The organism is Rhizobium sp. CF080 (assembly GCF_000282095.2).
In the GTDB taxonomy this organism is placed as follows: Bacteria; Pseudomonadota; Alphaproteobacteria; order Rhizobiales; family Rhizobiaceae; genus Neorhizobium.
In genome coordinates this window covers 630468-646457 of sequence record NZ_AKKC02000004.1, presented here as the reverse complement: position 1 = coordinate 646457, position 15990 = coordinate 630468, and the positions used below count along the sequence as shown (strand labels likewise).

Here is a 15990-nt window from a genome sequence, read left to right as displayed (position 1 = left end):
ATGAGGTGGAATCTCGTGAACTCATTGACCTCGGCTGGCCGTTTACAGGCCAGGCAAAGATCACATTAGAATTTGAAGTTAAGGGACGCTGTCATGGTCCGCCCCGGTGCCGGAAACGATGCTGTTCCGAGCGATGGGACATAGGCCTTGTCGGTAACGTTGTTCACCGCGAATCGAAGCTTGACGCTATCGCTGAACGCGTAGGAGCCGTAAATATCCAGCAGCGTGTAGTCCTCGGTCAGGTAATTGCCGACGAGCTGCCCATAAGCCGGCTCCGACCCGCCGACATGCGTGAGCCGACCGCCCACCACGAGCTTCTGCTCCAATAGTCGAACACCTGCATCGATCGTGAACTTGGTCTTGGGCGGAGCGAACAAGATCGCGGGGGTAGCAGGATAGGTTCCGCCCCCCGTCCAGGGACCGGTATCTACGCCCTGATAGGTGTAGGTCTCGGCGAAATCGGTATGGAGCCAGGTGAATGAACCGCCGATATAATATCCGCCGGCATCATAGTTCGCTTCGATCTCGACGCCTTTCATATGCGTGGTGCCGTCCAGGTTGACGTGGGTATTGTACAGCCGGCCGGCCTGTTCGTTGAAGATCGTGCCCATCGAGATGTAGTCCTTGACGTTCCGATAGAACAACACGGTCTTCATCCGGAAACTGTCATCGGCGGAAAAGACGGCATCCTGGGTGATATTTGCGCCGATCTCGAACGTGTCGGCACTCTCCGGTCTCAGCCACGGATTCGGCGCGTTTTCCAGCGGCGCGACAAGCGGGTGGCCACCCGAAATCAGTGCCTCCGTAATTGCCGGCGGGCGGTACGTGCGGGCATATTTTACGAATGGCTGTAACCAGTCGAAGGGCTTCACGGCGACGGTTGCCGACGGAAGCCAGGCGCCTCCGGACATGTCAACATCAACTGGGTATTGCGGATAGGAATTGACGATGGTCTGGGACGGAGGGATTTGCCATCGAAAGCAGGTTCCGTTCCGCCATAGGAGGCAGTTTACGCCGGGCGTCCCGACAACCGTCTGCTCCCAGCCGTGGACGACGGTGGAGCCCGTCAGTCGGTAATAGTCGTAACGTAGTCCGCCCGTGAAGGTGAGCCAGTCGCCATGTTCCAGGGTCGCATTGGCGAAACCACTCAGGGTGTCGCGTTGGCCGGAAGGATTGGCGCCTTTGAAGCCGTATGCTCCATCATAGCCGTTTTCATCGAGAAGAACCGGGGTTTTGGTCTCGCCGTTGTCCCTGAACCCTTCAAAACCGTAGTTCAGCGAAAGCAGGCCGACCGACGTATCGACTTGGCTGGTATTCTCGAGGCTCGCGCCAAAACTCTCCATCCCATAGGTCAGAGGGAGAGCACCATCGGCATAGCCCCGCTGCTCGTCGTTCTTCAGATTATTGTACCAAAGGCGGCCTTGCAGATTGATCAGATCGGAGCCTGGATCCCACGTAAAGGAGGCTGTGACTGTATCGTTGACGACAGTCTGGTCGTCGGCACGCAACACGTCATCGACCCCGTAACTGCCCTGCTGGGAATCCGCATCGTTGCGCATCCAACTCAGGTCGAAACTGAGGTCATCAGAAAGATTTCCTTCTGCTTTCAGGAGCGTTGTCGTCCACTCCATCCCGGAAAAGATCACCGCGTCGTTACGGGCGGTCCCGCTGCCAAGTTCATCGAGCTGTGTAATCGTGCCGTTCTTGCCATATTCGTAATCGCCGATGTTCTTGTGCGCGACGCCGCCGAGGATCGAGAAATCGTCCGACAGGCGAACCGCGCCTGCGATCGATCCATTGAAATTATAGGCATTCGTTCCGGTCGTCGCATCGACCTCAACGCCCCACCGGCGGTCCGCCTGGATGATATCGTCGGCTTCAATCGTGCGAAAATTGACCGAGCCCCCGAGCGCGCCCGCGCCTCCGACCCCGGAAACGCCGCCCTTCTCCACTTCGATTGCACGGATAAATGCCGTATCGACGTAGACGCGTTGGCTGGAACCATGACTGGTGCGTTGAAAACTCTGTCGTGCACCATCGATGCTGGTCGCGACGCGGTTCTGGTCCTGCAGACCGCGGACACTGATGCTGATGCCGGGATTTTGCGATTCCGATCTGTTCGTCAGAACGCCGGCAACGTTGTCGAGCACATCGTTGGCGTTACGCGCGGCAGAGTTCTGGATGGCCTGCCGTGACACGACGCTGACGCTGCCGGCCTCGTCATACACCCAATCGGGGGTGCCCTGAAAACCGGCGCCGGCGGTCGCATCGCGCCTGCTTTTGCCCACGATGACGATCGGACGGAGGGTCGTCGCAGCTTCTCCCGACGTACCATCGGAAGCGCTTAAGATTGCCTGCGCCGCATCGCCTATCGCATACGACACGCCCGTGCCTTCAAACATGCGCGCAAGAGCAACCTCCGGGCGATAGCTGCCTTTTACGGGATTGGTTCTGGCATTCGACCCGACGCCGGCCGGCAATGTAACTTGCAGACCAGATTGCCGGTTGAAGGCGCTGATCGCGCCCAGAACTGGCAGCGAAGGGATGTCGAAAAGTCGCGCAGCACGATCTGCCTGGACGATCTCGCTCTGCTGCGTATAACCGGTGTCGGCGAAAAGCAGCACCGCCAATGCCGTACCGCCCCAAAGATACGCCGCGGCGCGGTTGGCCCCCAATGAACACAAAACCCCACAAGTCATTTCTGTCTTACGTCTCCAAACATGCCCCGCTCCGAGGGGATTCAGAAACTAGACAAATTGAGACAAGTTTTTTTCCGGATTTTTTTGCGATGGCCCGAAAAATCTGACTAAGCCTCGAAAAAGGCTCGCATGGGAGATTTTAGGAAACCATCAGATCGGCGCGTTTCGCTACTGCCGAGTGATCACGCTAACGAACGAAGAGAAATCACGAACTCTTCCTCCATAGGCGCTAACGAGAGCTCTTAAAGCTTTGTCGGGATCGGAAAGGTCATAGACGCCCGTCACCCTGCGCTTACCGAAATTGGTATCGGCGATGACGATCCAGGCAGGATGATATCGCTGGATCTGTGCCACGACATCGTTGATGCTGGCGTTAGATACCAAGAGACGTCCGTTGCGCCAGGCTCCAATGTCATCTGCGGGAAGTTGTTCGTTGGATATGGCGCCAGTCTCGGTGTCGACGCCCAGGAGGTCACCCGGAACCAGTATCTTGGTAGATGTCGTGCCATTCGCGGATATCGTTGCGCGGACCGAGCCGCGAGCCAACCCGACCTCCGCATGGTCCTCTCCGATCCGCACGTCGAACGCAGTGCCAAGGACCTCGACCTCTATTTCGGATGCATTCACGACGAACGGCCTGACCGCATCGTGGGTCACGTCAAAAAAAGCCTCGCCATCCAGCAAAATGACCCTTCGGCGTCCTGCGGTAAATTCGGTCCGTATCGCGGAGGCCGCAGCCAGCTGCACCTTGCTGCCATCCTCCAGCGTCACCGATCTCACCTCTCCTGCGGAAGTCAGGTAATCGGCTTCCCATCTTATCAGTAGCCGGGGGACAGCAAGGACGGCCGCCAGGCACAGACAGGCGGAGACGATCCCTCCGACCACCACCTTGTTGGCAAACCTCCACCGCGACCTTTGCGGGACGGAGGAAATCTTGATGTTGCGGACTGCCTCGTCACGGGGCGAACTAACTCGCTCATAATGCAGTGGCGCGGAGCCGAGCATTTGCCACATCGTTCGCGTTTCTTCCCACACCCGACGATGCACGGGCGACTGCTCCAGCCATGCATTCAATCTGTCGAAGTCGCGACAGTGAGGCGACTGCAGATCGAGAAGCCACGTCGCCGCCTCTTCCCGGATCCTCTCCATGTCATTTTCATTCGGGACGATCGGCTTCATAAGTCCTCGGCGTGAGCGAGCAGATTGTGTTTGTGACTACTTAGACAAATAGCTCGCAAAATTTTTCCACCTGCCTGATTCAGGTTAGGCGGCTGGCAAGCCGCTTGGTCAAATGACCCATTGCGTTTGTCAAGATCCGATGGACGGTGGTCACGGAGAGGCCCAAGTGATTGGCAATTTCTTCAAGCGTATAGCCGTCAAACCGATGCATTTCGATGATCAGCCGCGTCTGGTGGGGGAACTGGGTGAGCTCTTGGGCAATCAGCCGAACCTGGTCGTTAAAAACTGCATCCTGTTCCGGCGTGGAGACCCTCAGGGGCTGCATCCAATCCGGTGCCTGCTCTGTCGCTTGTGCCAGCTCATACTTCTGGCGCCGGCGTCTGTTCAACGCAAGATTTCGGACAATTCGACGAAGATACGCGATTGGCGTGTCGATCCCCTTGATGCTGTCCGGGGACAGCTTCGAGAATGCGTCCTGCACAACCTCCTCGGCTTCTTCCCTGGACCCCATCAATGAAGCGGCATAGGCCACCAGGGCAGTTCGATGCGTGGCATAAAGGCCGCTGCGCATGTCGTCGTTTTCCATACCCATGGGACATGATCGCCACGTTACATGATGGAAAGCTCTATACGTCGGAAGTTGCGCCATGCAAATAGAACATGAGTAATTAATTCATGTTATGATGGTTTCGAATTATCCCACGGGCAGCCAGCCCGGTTTCTCGATTTGAGAGCCTGCCGTTCCACTAGCGCAAGGACACCGCCGGCACCGTCCACAGCGTAACTCGTTCCCGCCCAGGTTGTCAGGACGTTGCCGCCCTTTGTGAGGCGCACGGACTACACCGTAACGTTCGCTCCGACCGACAGGGGGCATAGCTGGATGCCCAGCAGCCGTACAGCATCGGACTTAGGTTGCCTCCGTAGAATTACCTCGGAAGGCCTCCGGCTATTGTCGCTCCGCGGTCACTGCGAGTTTCGAGCAGCGAAGATAGCGGCTCGCTTCTCCACTTTGCGTTTGCATGCAAGCAACAGGGCCGCCGGAGCAATAGTCGAACTCGGAAGCCAGACAGTTAGACCGTGCCAGCCGATCCGATTTCTGGACGTGTACAGTCGGCATCGGCAAGACATGATCGCTCGAAGCGAATGTCAGGACCGGTCCGATTGCGAAGAACAAGGTCGCGATGATGAGAGTGTACCGCATTGAAAAGTTCCTCCAATGCGGCGATTGTGCGCTCCTCGAGAGCTAGTACAAGCGGACTATTAGGGGAATTTCGTTCCTCATTTGGCCTACCCCTTATGATCGAACAAATTAGCCCTGCAAACCCGAGCTAAACCTCGCACGAGCCACGCCTCAGCACATCAGTCGATAGGAATTGGATGAAGTCGTGAAGCACACGTCTTCCAATTACTATCCATCCCAACATTTCATTGGGGTCGGCCGGACAAGGCCTCCGATCAATTTTTCATGCTCGGCCTGCCCTCACGTATTGAAGTAATGCCGGCGTGACAAGCGCGTCTGCACATACAGGCGTTCGCCATAGGTGCCCGGTGCGTAAGAACTGGCGCTTTCCTGTACCGGCACCGAAACATTGCCTTCGCTCGGGAAGCGGGCGACGAATTCTTCGTCGATATCGCAGCCGAGGCCGGGCGCGTCCGGCACTGCAAGCGAGCCGCCTTCCTGGATCGGATGCGGTACGATCACATTCGCGCGGCCTTCCCAGTCGTCGTCGATACGCTCGAGCATGAGCGCGTTCGGGATCGACGCCAGAAGGTGAAGCGCGGCATATTCGGCCACGGGGCCGAGAGAGCCGGAATGCGGCGCCATCTGGATGTGATGCGCCTCGGCCATCGCGGCGATCTTCTTCATCTGGGTAATGCCCCCGGCACGTCCCGTATCCGGCTGGATGACGTCGACGAGTTCTTCCTCGATGAGCTGACGCTCCCCGAAAATGGTCGCCATACGTTCACCCGACGCAAGCGGAATATGCGCAGCATCGCGAATCCGCCGATACCCTTCGACATTGTCCGGTGCGATCGGGTCTTCGACCCAAAGCAGTTCATAGGGTTCGAGCTTGCGCACCAGGCGGCAGGCATCGGCCGGCGTCATCCACGGTGGGCCGTGCAGGTCGATCGCGATGTCCATTTCGTCGCCGACAGCGTCGCGCAGCATGGCGACCTTGCGGACGGGATCGGAAACGCCGCCGCATTTCAACGCCTTGATGCCGCGGTTCTTGAGGGCAAGCGCCTGTTCCACCGTGTTGGCGTGCGAATAGATCGGAATGCGGTCGCGCAGTTTGCCGCCGAGCAGGTTCCAGACCGGCACGCCGAGCACCTTGCCCTTGATGTCCCACAGCGCCATGTCGATGCCGGTCATGGCGCCGCCACCGACCGTGCCGAGCATGCCGTGGCCCATCATGGCGATCGCCATCTTCTGCCACAGCTTTTCGATGTGGGTCGGATCCTCTCCGATCAGAAGGGGTGCTAGATCCTTGATCGCGGTTTCGATGACGCGCGGCCAGCCGGAGCATTCGCCGATGCCGGTAATGCCTTCATCCGTGTCGATCTTCAGGAACAGCCAGTTGCGCGTGCCCTCGAGCTTGTGCTGGGTAACATGGCTCGCATGACCGTCGGAGGCCCATTTGGAGCGATGCGGCTGGCCGGCATGCATGAGAAAGGTACGAACTCCTGTAATCTTCATCGTGCAGTACTTCCATTCTTGACGTTGCTAGGTTCGGCGTAGGGACTGGGTTCGATGTAGCGGAACCGCCCGGAGCGATCGCGGTCGCGCGGGTCCGGCCGCGGAATGGCCGAGATGAGCGCTTGGGTGTAGGGGTGGTCCGGCGCGTTGCAGACCTTGTCCGCCTCGCCCACTTCGACGAGCCTGCCGCGATACATGACGCCCACCCGGTCGCACATGTAGCGAATGACACCAATGTCATGGCTGATGAAGATGTAGGCGAGGCCGAGCTCGTCCTGCAGCCGCATCAGAAGGTCGAGCACCTGGAAGCGCACGGAAACGTCCAGCGCCGACGTCGCCTCGTCCGCCACGATGATGCGCGGGTTCAGTGTGATCGCCCGGGCAATGCCGATGCGCTGGCGCTGGCCGCCTGAAAACGCATGCGGGTAACGCTCGCGTCCGGCCGGATCGAGGCCGACCTGATCCATCAGGTGGCAGACCCGCTCGTCAAGTTCCTTGCCACGGGCGATGCCGTTGACCAGCAGCGGTTCGCCGATTACCTGTGCGACGGTCATGCGCGGGTTGAGCGAACCGAACGGGTCCTGGAAGACCATGCGGAGCTCACGCCGCGCCGCCTTCAGCTCGGCACCTCCGAGTTTGGCAAGATCAACGACCTTGCCGTCGGCGCGGCGATAGAGCATCTCGCCGCCAGTCGGGTCGTACAGACGCATGATCGAGCGGCCCATCGTCGTCTTGCCGGAGCCGCTCTCTCCCACGATGCCGAGCGTCTCGCCGGGAAGCAGCGCGATCGAGACGTCGTTCAACGCCTTCATCTCGCCGAAATGCATGGAGAGATTGCGGATTTCGAGGATCGGCTCGGCGGTCGTGTCGAGCGGCGGCCGGGCAAGCCGGATTTCGGCCTTCTGCTCCAGCTTCAGCACCGAACCGATCAGCATGCGCGTGTAGGGATCCTGCGGCGCATGGAAGATCTGCTCAACCGGTCCGTATTCCTTGGCGACGCCATGATGCATGACCAGCACGTCATCGGCGATCTGGGCGACGACGCCCATGTCGTGGGTGATGAACAGCACGGCCATGCCGGTCGACTGCTGCAGCCGTTTGATCAGGTCGAGGATCTCAGCCTGAGTCGTCACATCGAGCGCCGTGGTCGGCTCGTCGGCGATCAGCAGCTGCGGTTTGCAGGCGAGCGCCATGGCGATCATAGCGCGCTGGCGCATGCCGCCGGAATACTGGAACGCGTAGCGGTCGAGCGCCTTTTCCGGATCCGGAATTTCCACCTGCCGCAGCAACGAGATCGCCTCTGTCCTTGCCTGCGCCTTGCTCATGTTGAGGTGCAGCCGGAGCACTTCGGTGATCTGGTCGCCGACGGTGTGCACTGGCGAGAGCGACGACATCGGTTCCTGGAAGATCATCGCGATGTCGCGGCCGCGCACCGAGCGGATCGCCCGGCTGCGCGGGTCGAGCTTGGCAAGGTCAAGCGACGTGCCGTCCGGGCGGTGCAGTAAAATCGATCCGGAGGCGATCTCACCAGGAGAGTCTATGATTTGCAGGATCGAGCGGGCGGTCACGGATTTGCCCGATCCGCTCTCGCCGACCACGCAAAGCGTCTTGCCCGGTTCGATCGAGAAGGAAAGATCGTCGACGGCCCTGAAGGCACCGGTGCGGAGCGCAAACTCCGTCACCAGGTTTTTGACTTCAAGCAGCGGCTTGCCCGGTGCAATCGAAGGGCGGGGGGCGATGGACAGGATATCGGTCATCGGCGCCTCACTTGTTGTAGGGATCGGCTGCGTCACGCAGGCCGTCGCCGAAGAGGTTGAGCGCCATGACAGCGACGACGACCGCGAGCCCCGGCATGAAGAGCCAGGGAGCGGTTGCGATGGAGCGGATGTTCTGCGCTTCGCGCAGCAGCACGCCCCAGGAGATCGTCGGCGGCTGAAGGCCGAGACCGAGGAACGAGAGCGAGGTTTCCGCCAGGATCATGGCCGGAACCGCCAATGTCATCGAGGCGATGATGTGGCTCGAGAAACTGGGCAACATGTGCCGGAAGATGATGCGCCCCTCCGAGACGCCGTCGAGGCGGGCGGCGGCGACGAACTCCTCCGTGCGCAGCGACAGGAAGCGGCCGCGCACGACGCGGGCAAGCTGCGCCCAGCCGGTCAAGGACAGGATGATGGTGATCATCATGTATTGCAGCGTCGCCGGCCAGCCCTGCGGCAATGCCGCAGCCAGCGCCAGCCAGATCGGAATGGTCGGCAGCGACAGCACGAAATCGATGACGCGCTGCATGACGAAATCGATCCGGCCGCCGTAGTAGCCGGAGATGCCACCGAGAACGATGCCGAGCAGCAACGACAGGAAGACCCCGACCAGACCGATCGAGAGCGATATCTGTGCACCCTGCACCGTGCGGCTATAGACGTCGCGGCCGAGGCGATCGGCGCCGAACAGATAAAGCGGCTTGGTCTTGTCGGTGGTGGCGATTAGGTGAATATCGGTGTTGAAAAGGCCAAGCACCGAATAGGTGTAGCCACGACCGAAGAAGGCGATCGGCACCTTCACTCCCGTATCCTCCACGAAGACGGCAGCAAGCGTGTTCGGGTCTCGCGTCAGCTTCATCCCATAGTAATGAGGTCCAAACTGGAAGCCGTTGGTAGTATCGAAGAGATGAATGCGCTGCGGCGGATGGAAGGTCGAGCGGGCATTCTGCATGATCGGGTCGTTGATCGCGAAAAAGCCCGGCACGAGCGCGACGATATACATGGCAAGCGTGACGACGAGCGCCGCCATGGCCAGCCTGTGCCGCTTGAAAGCCCACCAGATGAGCTGCCACTGAGAGGCGACTGCGGCGCGGTCCGGCCTGATATTGGTGATGGAGACATCGACCATGGGTGTCCTCCTATTCGAGCCGAATGCGCGGATCGACCAGCGCAAGCAGGATGTCACTGATCAGCGAACCAATCAGGGTGAGCGCGCAGATCAACAGTACGAAGGCGCCGGCCAGATACATGTCCTGCGCCATCAGCGACTGCAGGAGCAGCGGGGCGGCGGTCGGCAGATTGAGGACGATCGCGACGACGACGGAGCCGGAAATTAGGTTCGGCAGCAGCCAGGCAATCGTCGAGATGAATGGGTTGAGCGCGATGCGCAGCGGATATTTGATCAGCAGCCGGAACTCGGAAAGGCCTTTGGCACGCGCAGTCGTCACATAAGGTTTCGGCAACTCGTCAAGCATATTGGCACGCATGACGCGGATCAGGCTTGCGGTAGACGAGATCGCAAGGATCGCAACCGGCAGCCACAGATGCGTCAACAGGTCGTACATCTTGGCGAGGCTCCAGGAAGCGGTCTCATATTCCGGAGAGAAAAGCCCGCCGACATCCGCACCGAATTCGACCGCAGCGACATACATCAGCACCAACGCCAGCAGGAAGGACGGGATAGACAGGCCGAAGAAGGTGAAGGCCGTGAAGGTGTAGTCGCCGATCGAGTATTTCTTCACGGCGGAATAGACCCCGATCGGCAGCGCCAGCGCCCAGGTGGCGATCAGGCTCACGAGGGCCAGGATAAGAGTGAGCGCCATGCGTTCCCAGATGAGGCCCGAGACCGGCTGTTGCCATTCGAACGAGATGCCGAAATCACCGCGGGTGAGGATGCCCCAGATCCATTTGAAATATTGTATCAGCATCGGCTGATCGAGCCCGAAACGCTCGCGCAGGGAGGCGGCGGTATTCTGGTCGATCACTTCGTTGGAGGAGGCCAGGGTGGCGATGTAGGTGGTGACGAAATCGCCGGGCGGAAGCTGGATTAGTACAAAAGCGAGGAAGCTCACCGCAAACAGCGACGGGATCATCCAAAAGAGTCGTTTAACGACGAATTTCAGCATGGAAAGCTCGCAATTCGGATTGCACGGCGCGCCGATGCGAGGCCGAGGGCTGTCGCTTCAGCACTTCATGCAATGGGACTGGAGGGGTGCCGCCGCCTGGAAGCGGCGGCACGGTCAAGGCAAATCAGCTCGTGCCGGCTCAGCTCGTGAACGTGAACTGCTGCGGCAGGGCCGGACCGGGGTTCGGCCAGGACCAGCTGTCCGGCTGTTTTTCCGGCACGTTGCGCAGGTTGTTGCGGATCACGCCGAAGCCGCCGACGGCCAGGCAAATACCCATGACTTCGAAGTCTTCCGCAGCAAGGTCGAAGATCTGCTTCATGATCGCGCCGCGCTTGTCGACGTCGGCCGTGGAACGGGCTTCGTCGAACAGCTTGAAGCGCTTCTTCTGGCTTTCCGGCGGCTCTTCGCCCTTGGTACCGTTGGACGTGTACCAGAGCGTCCAGGGAATAGCGTAACGCGATCCCTGCGGGTGGAAGGCGAAGAAGTCGCGCGGATCGAGCATCGGGTCGAGACCACCCGGGCCTGGCCAGACCTGCGCGTCATGGGCGTTGTCGTCGCCGCGCGTATAGTAGAGTGCGCGTTCGATCGTATTGACCTTCATGTCCACGCCGATCTTGACCCAGTGCGCCTTGACCAGTTCCAGAACGTCGACGAGGTCCGGGTAAAGTGTCGGAATGACGTCTACAGCAAAGAAGAACGGCTGACCGTCCGGCCGCAAGCGGATGCCATTGGCATTTTTCTTGTCGAGGCCGGCCTTGTCGAGCAGTGCATTGGCCTTGTCCGCCGCAAATTCGGTGAACTGGCGTGCCAGTTTCTCGTGATACCAGGGGTGACCCGGACGCGGACCGGTCTGATAGCCTTCGCTCTGGCCGAAATAGACGATGTCGATGATTTCCTGGCGGTTGATGCCCAGCGACAATGCCTGGCGGACCGACTTGTCCGCAAAGATCTTGCGCAACCCCGGATCCTTGTGGGTCATGTTGAGGTAGAGCGAGCACTGCTGCGCTGCAGACGGCACCAGCGAAAGCAGGCGATAATCGCCCTTCTTCATATTCTGCGACAGCGTCGGCTTGTTCGCCAGGCTGTTGATATGGCGTTCCTGGATGTCGACCTTGCCCGAGATGACGTTGAGCATCAGTGATTCAACGTCCTGCGAGATGCCAAAATTCAGCTCATCGATATAGGGGAGCTGATTGCCTTCGGTGTCCACCTGCCAGAAATACGGATTGCGGACCATGAGCACCCGGGTAGCGCCGCCCGAATAGGCTTCCTTGACGACCCACGGGTCGAGCGTCGGCTTGTCGACATTTGCCCAACGCGACGGGATTTCGATGTCGCCGCATTTGGCGCGGAAAAGCTCCGTCCAGCTGGCAGAGCCGGCCGCCTTCACGTCTGCATCAAGGTTCGAGTTGTATTTTGGCAGGAACTTGCTGCAGTAGTGCTTTGCGAACAGCGTCGGATGCTGGCCGAGCGGCGTCGCCAGGTTTTCCAGGTAGAGCGCGTTTGCCGCAGCAAACGTGAACTTTACGGTATAATCATCGATCTTCTCGACAACCACAGGCTTGCCTGCCACTGCGATCTGGGCTGGCGTGGAGCTGTACAGCTCCTTGTTCTTGACGACATCCTCGATCGCGAACACCACGTCGTCGGCCGTGAACGGATGACCGTCGGACCATTTCGCACCCTTCAGCAGATGAAAGGTGAATTGCGAGGCGTCGGCATTCACCTCCCACTTTTCGGCAAGGTTTGGCAGAACTGCCGTAAAATCCATATTCCAGCGGACAAGCCCCTGGTTGCCGACCATGCGCAGAATGCCATTGTGGTCGGACGAGCCGCGCAGGCCGCGCCGCAGCGTGCCGCCATACGTGCCTATCTTTTCCCAGGGCTTCACGACCATGGGGTTCTGTGGCAGCCGTTCGGCAAGCGGCGGAAGTTTTCCGTCCTTCACCAGCGCCGCCAGTTGCGGTGCTTCCTTGGTCCCGGCAGCGCTCGCGCTGCTGCCTGCCACAGACAGGGCCACGGCCCCGCCGACACCCGCCAGGAACGTCCGGCGGGTTACGCCGGAAGACATGATTTCATCGTCGCGCATAAATCTCCTCCCAATTCAGACCATGCCGACGCTAGTTGGCGACCTGAACGGTTTCCCCGCCGACAGACCGCCGTGGACCTCCATCCCATCGGCAAAACGGACCATATGCCGGTTTTCAGATGATTACAAGTATTGACAGATTTTTACAGGTTCACTAGTGCTACACGCCTATGAGACATGCCGAACGGGAGGAGACGCATGACTTTCAATGATGAATCGCGCGAAAAATTAAAGGCGGTATCGACGGCGACATTGACCTCGGTCCTGCTGAAGCGCGGACTTCGGAATGTTTTCATTCGTGGCGTGCACAAGATCAACAAGGACGCGCCGAGGCTCGTGGGGCCGGCCTATACGCTGCGCTACATCCCGGCACGCGAGGACATCGACCATGTCGGCGTCTTTGCCGGCCGCAGCCATCCGCAACGCATTGCCATCGAGGAATGCCCGCCCGGCCATGTCCTCGTCATAGACAGCCGCAAGGATTCAAGCGCTGCTTCGGCCGGGGCGATCCTGATGACCCGGTTATGGAAACGAGGCGCCGCCGGTGTCGTCACCGATGGCGGTTTCCGCGATACCCCGGATATCGCAGCACTGCCGTTCGCGGCCTATCATGCCGAGCCTTCGGCACCGACGAACCTCATTCGCCATCATGCGCTCGACCTCAATCAGCCTATCGGCTGCGGCGACGTGCCGGTTTATCCCGGCGACATCATGGTGGGCGACGATGAAGGCGTGGTTGTCATTCCGGCCGCCATGGCTCAAGAGGTGGCGGACGAGGCCTTCGAACAGACCGTGTTCGAGGACTTCGTCGAGGAACAGGTTAAGGCGGGCCGCGGAATTTTTGGCCTTTATCCTCCGGAAGCCGAAGCACAGGCCGAGTTCCTCGAATGGAGACGTGAAAAGGGACGTTGATGGACCAATCCGGCGTGATAGCGGCAGCCAAGGCTGAGCCTCGCTTCAGCGACATCATCTACGAGAGGATCGTAGAAATGATCGCCGACGGCCGCTTCCCCGTCAATGAAAGGCTTCCGTCAGAACCCAATCTCTCCGTCATGTTCGGCGCATCGCGGCCGGTCGTGCGCGAGGCGCTGGAGCGCCTACGCGCCGACCAGTTGATCGTCTCGCGCAAAGGTTCGGGTTCATACGTGCGGCAGCGGCCAGACTCTTCGGTCCTGAAACAGGTCCCGGTCGGTTCGTTGGCCGATGTACAGCGGTTTTTCGAATTCCGGGCCGGGCTCGAGGCGGAAGCTGCTGCACTCGCGGCGCGCAACTGGCAGGTCAATGACAAAGTCCGCATCATGGCGGCGCTGGCGGCACTCGAGCACTGCCTGGAGGTCGGAGAGCTGGGTACCGAGGAGGATCAAAGACTGCATGACGCCATCGCCATGGCGACTGGCAACCAGTTCCACACGATCGTGCGGGAATGGTTCAAGCCGCATTTTTCGATCGGCATGTCCGTGACACGGAGCCTCAGCCTCAAGCGGACACCGCTGCATGTCCGCCATGTGCAGGACGAACATGCGGCAATCGTGGAAGCCATCCTGGCGCGCCGGGAAGCAGATGCGCACAAAGCCATGAAAACGCATATCCTGAATGCGCGCGCCCGCATGTTCCAAGGCGTGGAGGCTCAATCTCTCGACGGCTGATAACGGCGCAGGGAGGCGCTGCAAGGAGGAGCATTTTGAAACGGATCGCAATAACTGGCGGCGCGGGCCACATCGCCACGCAGCTCAGGGGTTTCCTGCGCCCTGCTGCGCAACATATCAGGCTGATCGATGTCAGGCCGGCGACAGAGCTGACGTCGAACGAGAGTTTTTTCGAGGGTGATCTTGCGGATTCGGATGCCATGCGCAGCGCCCTCGAAGGGATGGACGGCGTCATCCATCTCGGCGGCCTGCCGCGCGAGGCGGATATCCGTGACATGCTGCAAACCAATATCCTCGGGACCTATAATCTCTACGATGCGGCGCGGGCAACCGGAGTGAATCGGATTGTCTTTGCCTCCAGCAATCACGCCACCGGCTTTTATCCGCGGTCCGAGACGATCACCCCGTCCGACATTCCCCGCCCCGACACACGCTACGGCCTGTCGAAATGCTGGGGCGAGATGGTGGCCGGCTTTTATTACGACAAGGCCGGCATCTCAACGCTGTCGATCCGCATCGGCAATGCCGCCGCCTATCCCAACAGCGAACGCTCGGCCGCGATCTGGATAAGCCCTCGCGACCTTCATCAGCTCGTCTGGATCGGCCTCACCCACCCGGAAATTGCCGCCGCTGTCGTGTACGGCGTTTCTCGGAACGATTCCGGCTGGTGGCGTGACGAAACTGCCGAGCGCCTCGGCTATCGCCCGCAGGACAATAGTCGCGATCACCTGCGTATCGAAGAGGCAAGCGAAGGTGCCGTCGCCGCATTCTTCCAGGGCGGGAGCTTCTGCGAAACCGAACACGATGGGCAAGTCAGGCTGCGCGACGAAAATGGCCTGGTCGTTCCCGTGAGGGCTGCGTCATGAGCAAACCGGAAATCATCACACCCGAGGTACGACGGGTCATCGACTTTCCGCTGAAGGTCGGAGAATCGCCGACCTGGGACGACCGCACCGGGGATCTCTGGCTGGTCGACATCCTGGCCCCGGCAGCGATCTGCCTGCGCGCCGATGGACGTGTCGACCGCTTCGAGATGCCGTTCAAGATCGGCTGTCTGGCACTCTGCGAAGGCGACGATATCGCCGTCGCGCTGGAAAACGGCGTTCACCTCCTGAACCCGAAAACCGGGGCGATGAAGCTGCTCTGCGATCCGGACGGCGGGCGCCCTGACAGCCGGCTCAATGACGGCAAGGTCGGCCCCGACGGCTGCTTCTGGGTGGGCACGCGCGACGAGGCGATCCCGCAGACCGGCAACGCCCGCCTCTACCGGGTCATGCCCGACGGCTCCTTCACCACGATTGTCGATGGCGGGCTCCTGACGTCCAATGGCCTTGCCTGGAGCCCGGACGGCCGAACCATGTATCACTCGGACAGCAGCGGCCTCTTCGCCCAGGCCTTCGATTTCGATCTGCGGAAAGGTGTCACCAGTCCCCCTCGCCGGCTGCACGATTTCACGCCGGAAGAAGGCCGCCCGGATGGCGCCGCCATGGATGCAAAAGGTTTCTACTGGATCGCTGGCATCCTGTCGGGCGGCGTCAATCGGCTATCGCCGGAAGGCGAGGTCGTCGAGATCTACAAAATGCCGGCGAAATCGCCGACCATGCCCTGTTTCGGCAGCCCCGATCTCGCGACGATTTACGTCACCACGCTCTCCACCGACAACAACGGTACGTTCGAGCACGGAACGCTCTTCGCCTTCGAAGCCGGCGTCCGCGGCACACCCATCCATCGTTTTGGGATTTGAACCGCCCTATTCCGCGCAACTAGACCCATCGTTAGATCATCAAGCCCCATTT

At 60.1% G+C, this 15990-nt stretch carries 12 protein-coding genes; 4 read left to right on the top strand and 8 right to left on the bottom strand.

The window, feature by feature from the left end; genetic code table 11:
• Positions 1 to 65 precede the first annotated feature (65 nt).
• From PMI07_RS10060 to PMI07_RS10020, 8 genes are all read right to left on the bottom strand, one after another.
• The gene (locus PMI07_RS10060; protein WP_245277159.1) at positions 66 to 2624 is read right to left on the bottom strand and encodes a TonB-dependent hemoglobin/transferrin/lactoferrin family receptor; all 2559 of its coding nucleotides are present in this window, start codon (positions 2622 to 2624) and stop codon (positions 66 to 68) included.
• Between the two features lie 243 nt (positions 2625 to 2867).
• On the bottom strand, positions 2868 to 3878 hold the full coding sequence (locus PMI07_RS10055) for a FecR family protein (protein ID WP_007761625.1): 1011 nt from the start codon (positions 3876 to 3878) through the stop codon (positions 2868 to 2870).
• Between the two features lie 79 nt (positions 3879 to 3957).
• On the bottom strand, positions 3958 to 4470 hold the full coding sequence (locus tag PMI07_RS10050) for a sigma-70 family RNA polymerase sigma factor (RefSeq protein ID WP_007761623.1): 513 nt from the start codon (positions 4468 to 4470) through the stop codon (positions 3958 to 3960).
• Between the two features lie 888 nt (positions 4471 to 5358).
• Positions 5359 to 6576, bottom strand: coding sequence for a mandelate racemase/muconate lactonizing enzyme family protein (locus PMI07_RS10040; protein ID WP_007761619.1), 1218 nt, complete (start codon positions 6574 to 6576; stop codon positions 5359 to 5361).
• Entirely contained in the window at positions 6573 to 8333 is a 1761-nt protein-coding gene (locus PMI07_RS10035; RefSeq protein WP_007761618.1) for an ABC transporter ATP-binding protein, read from the bottom strand. Before PMI07_RS10035 ends, PMI07_RS10040 begins: the two co-directional genes overlap by 4 nt.
• A 7-nt stretch (positions 8334 to 8340) precedes the next feature.
• The gene (locus PMI07_RS10030; protein ID WP_024163706.1) at positions 8341 to 9462 is read right to left on the bottom strand and encodes an ABC transporter permease; all 1122 of its coding nucleotides are present in this window, start codon (positions 9460 to 9462) and stop codon (positions 8341 to 8343) included.
• A gap of 10 nt (positions 9463 to 9472) precedes the next feature.
• Positions 9473 to 10459 (bottom strand): ABC transporter permease, encoded by a 987-nt coding sequence (locus PMI07_RS10025; RefSeq protein ID WP_007753190.1) that lies wholly within the window; start codon positions 10457 to 10459, stop codon positions 9473 to 9475.
• A gap of 139 nt (positions 10460 to 10598) precedes the next feature.
• A complete protein-coding gene (locus PMI07_RS10020; RefSeq protein ID WP_007753189.1) occupies positions 10599 to 12548 on the bottom strand; it encodes an ABC transporter substrate-binding protein in 1950 nt (649 codons plus the stop codon).
• 198 nt (positions 12549 to 12746) lie between these two features.
• Between PMI07_RS10020 and PMI07_RS10015 the strand changes: the two genes are divergently transcribed.
• The 4 genes from PMI07_RS10015 to PMI07_RS10000 are packed head-to-tail and all read left to right on the top strand — an operon-like array spanning position 12747 to position 15938.
• On the top strand, positions 12747 to 13460 hold the full coding sequence (locus tag PMI07_RS10015) for a ribonuclease activity regulator RraA (protein WP_007753187.1): 714 nt from the start codon (positions 12747 to 12749) through the stop codon (positions 13458 to 13460).
• Positions 13460 to 14194, top strand: coding sequence for a FadR/GntR family transcriptional regulator (locus tag PMI07_RS10010; protein WP_007753184.1), 735 nt, complete (start codon positions 13460 to 13462; stop codon positions 14192 to 14194). Before PMI07_RS10015 ends, PMI07_RS10010 begins: the two co-directional genes overlap by 1 nt.
• 35 nt (positions 14195 to 14229) lie before the next feature.
• Positions 14230 to 15060, top strand: a complete 831-nt coding sequence (locus PMI07_RS10005; protein WP_007753176.1) for an NAD(P)-dependent oxidoreductase — start codon at positions 14230 to 14232, stop codon at positions 15058 to 15060.
• Complete coding sequence (locus PMI07_RS10000) at positions 15057 to 15938, top strand: SMP-30/gluconolactonase/LRE family protein (protein ID WP_007753161.1); 882 nt, start codon at positions 15057 to 15059, stop codon at positions 15936 to 15938. Before PMI07_RS10005 ends, PMI07_RS10000 begins: the two co-directional genes overlap by 4 nt.
• Positions 15939 to 15990: the final 52 nt, after the last annotated feature.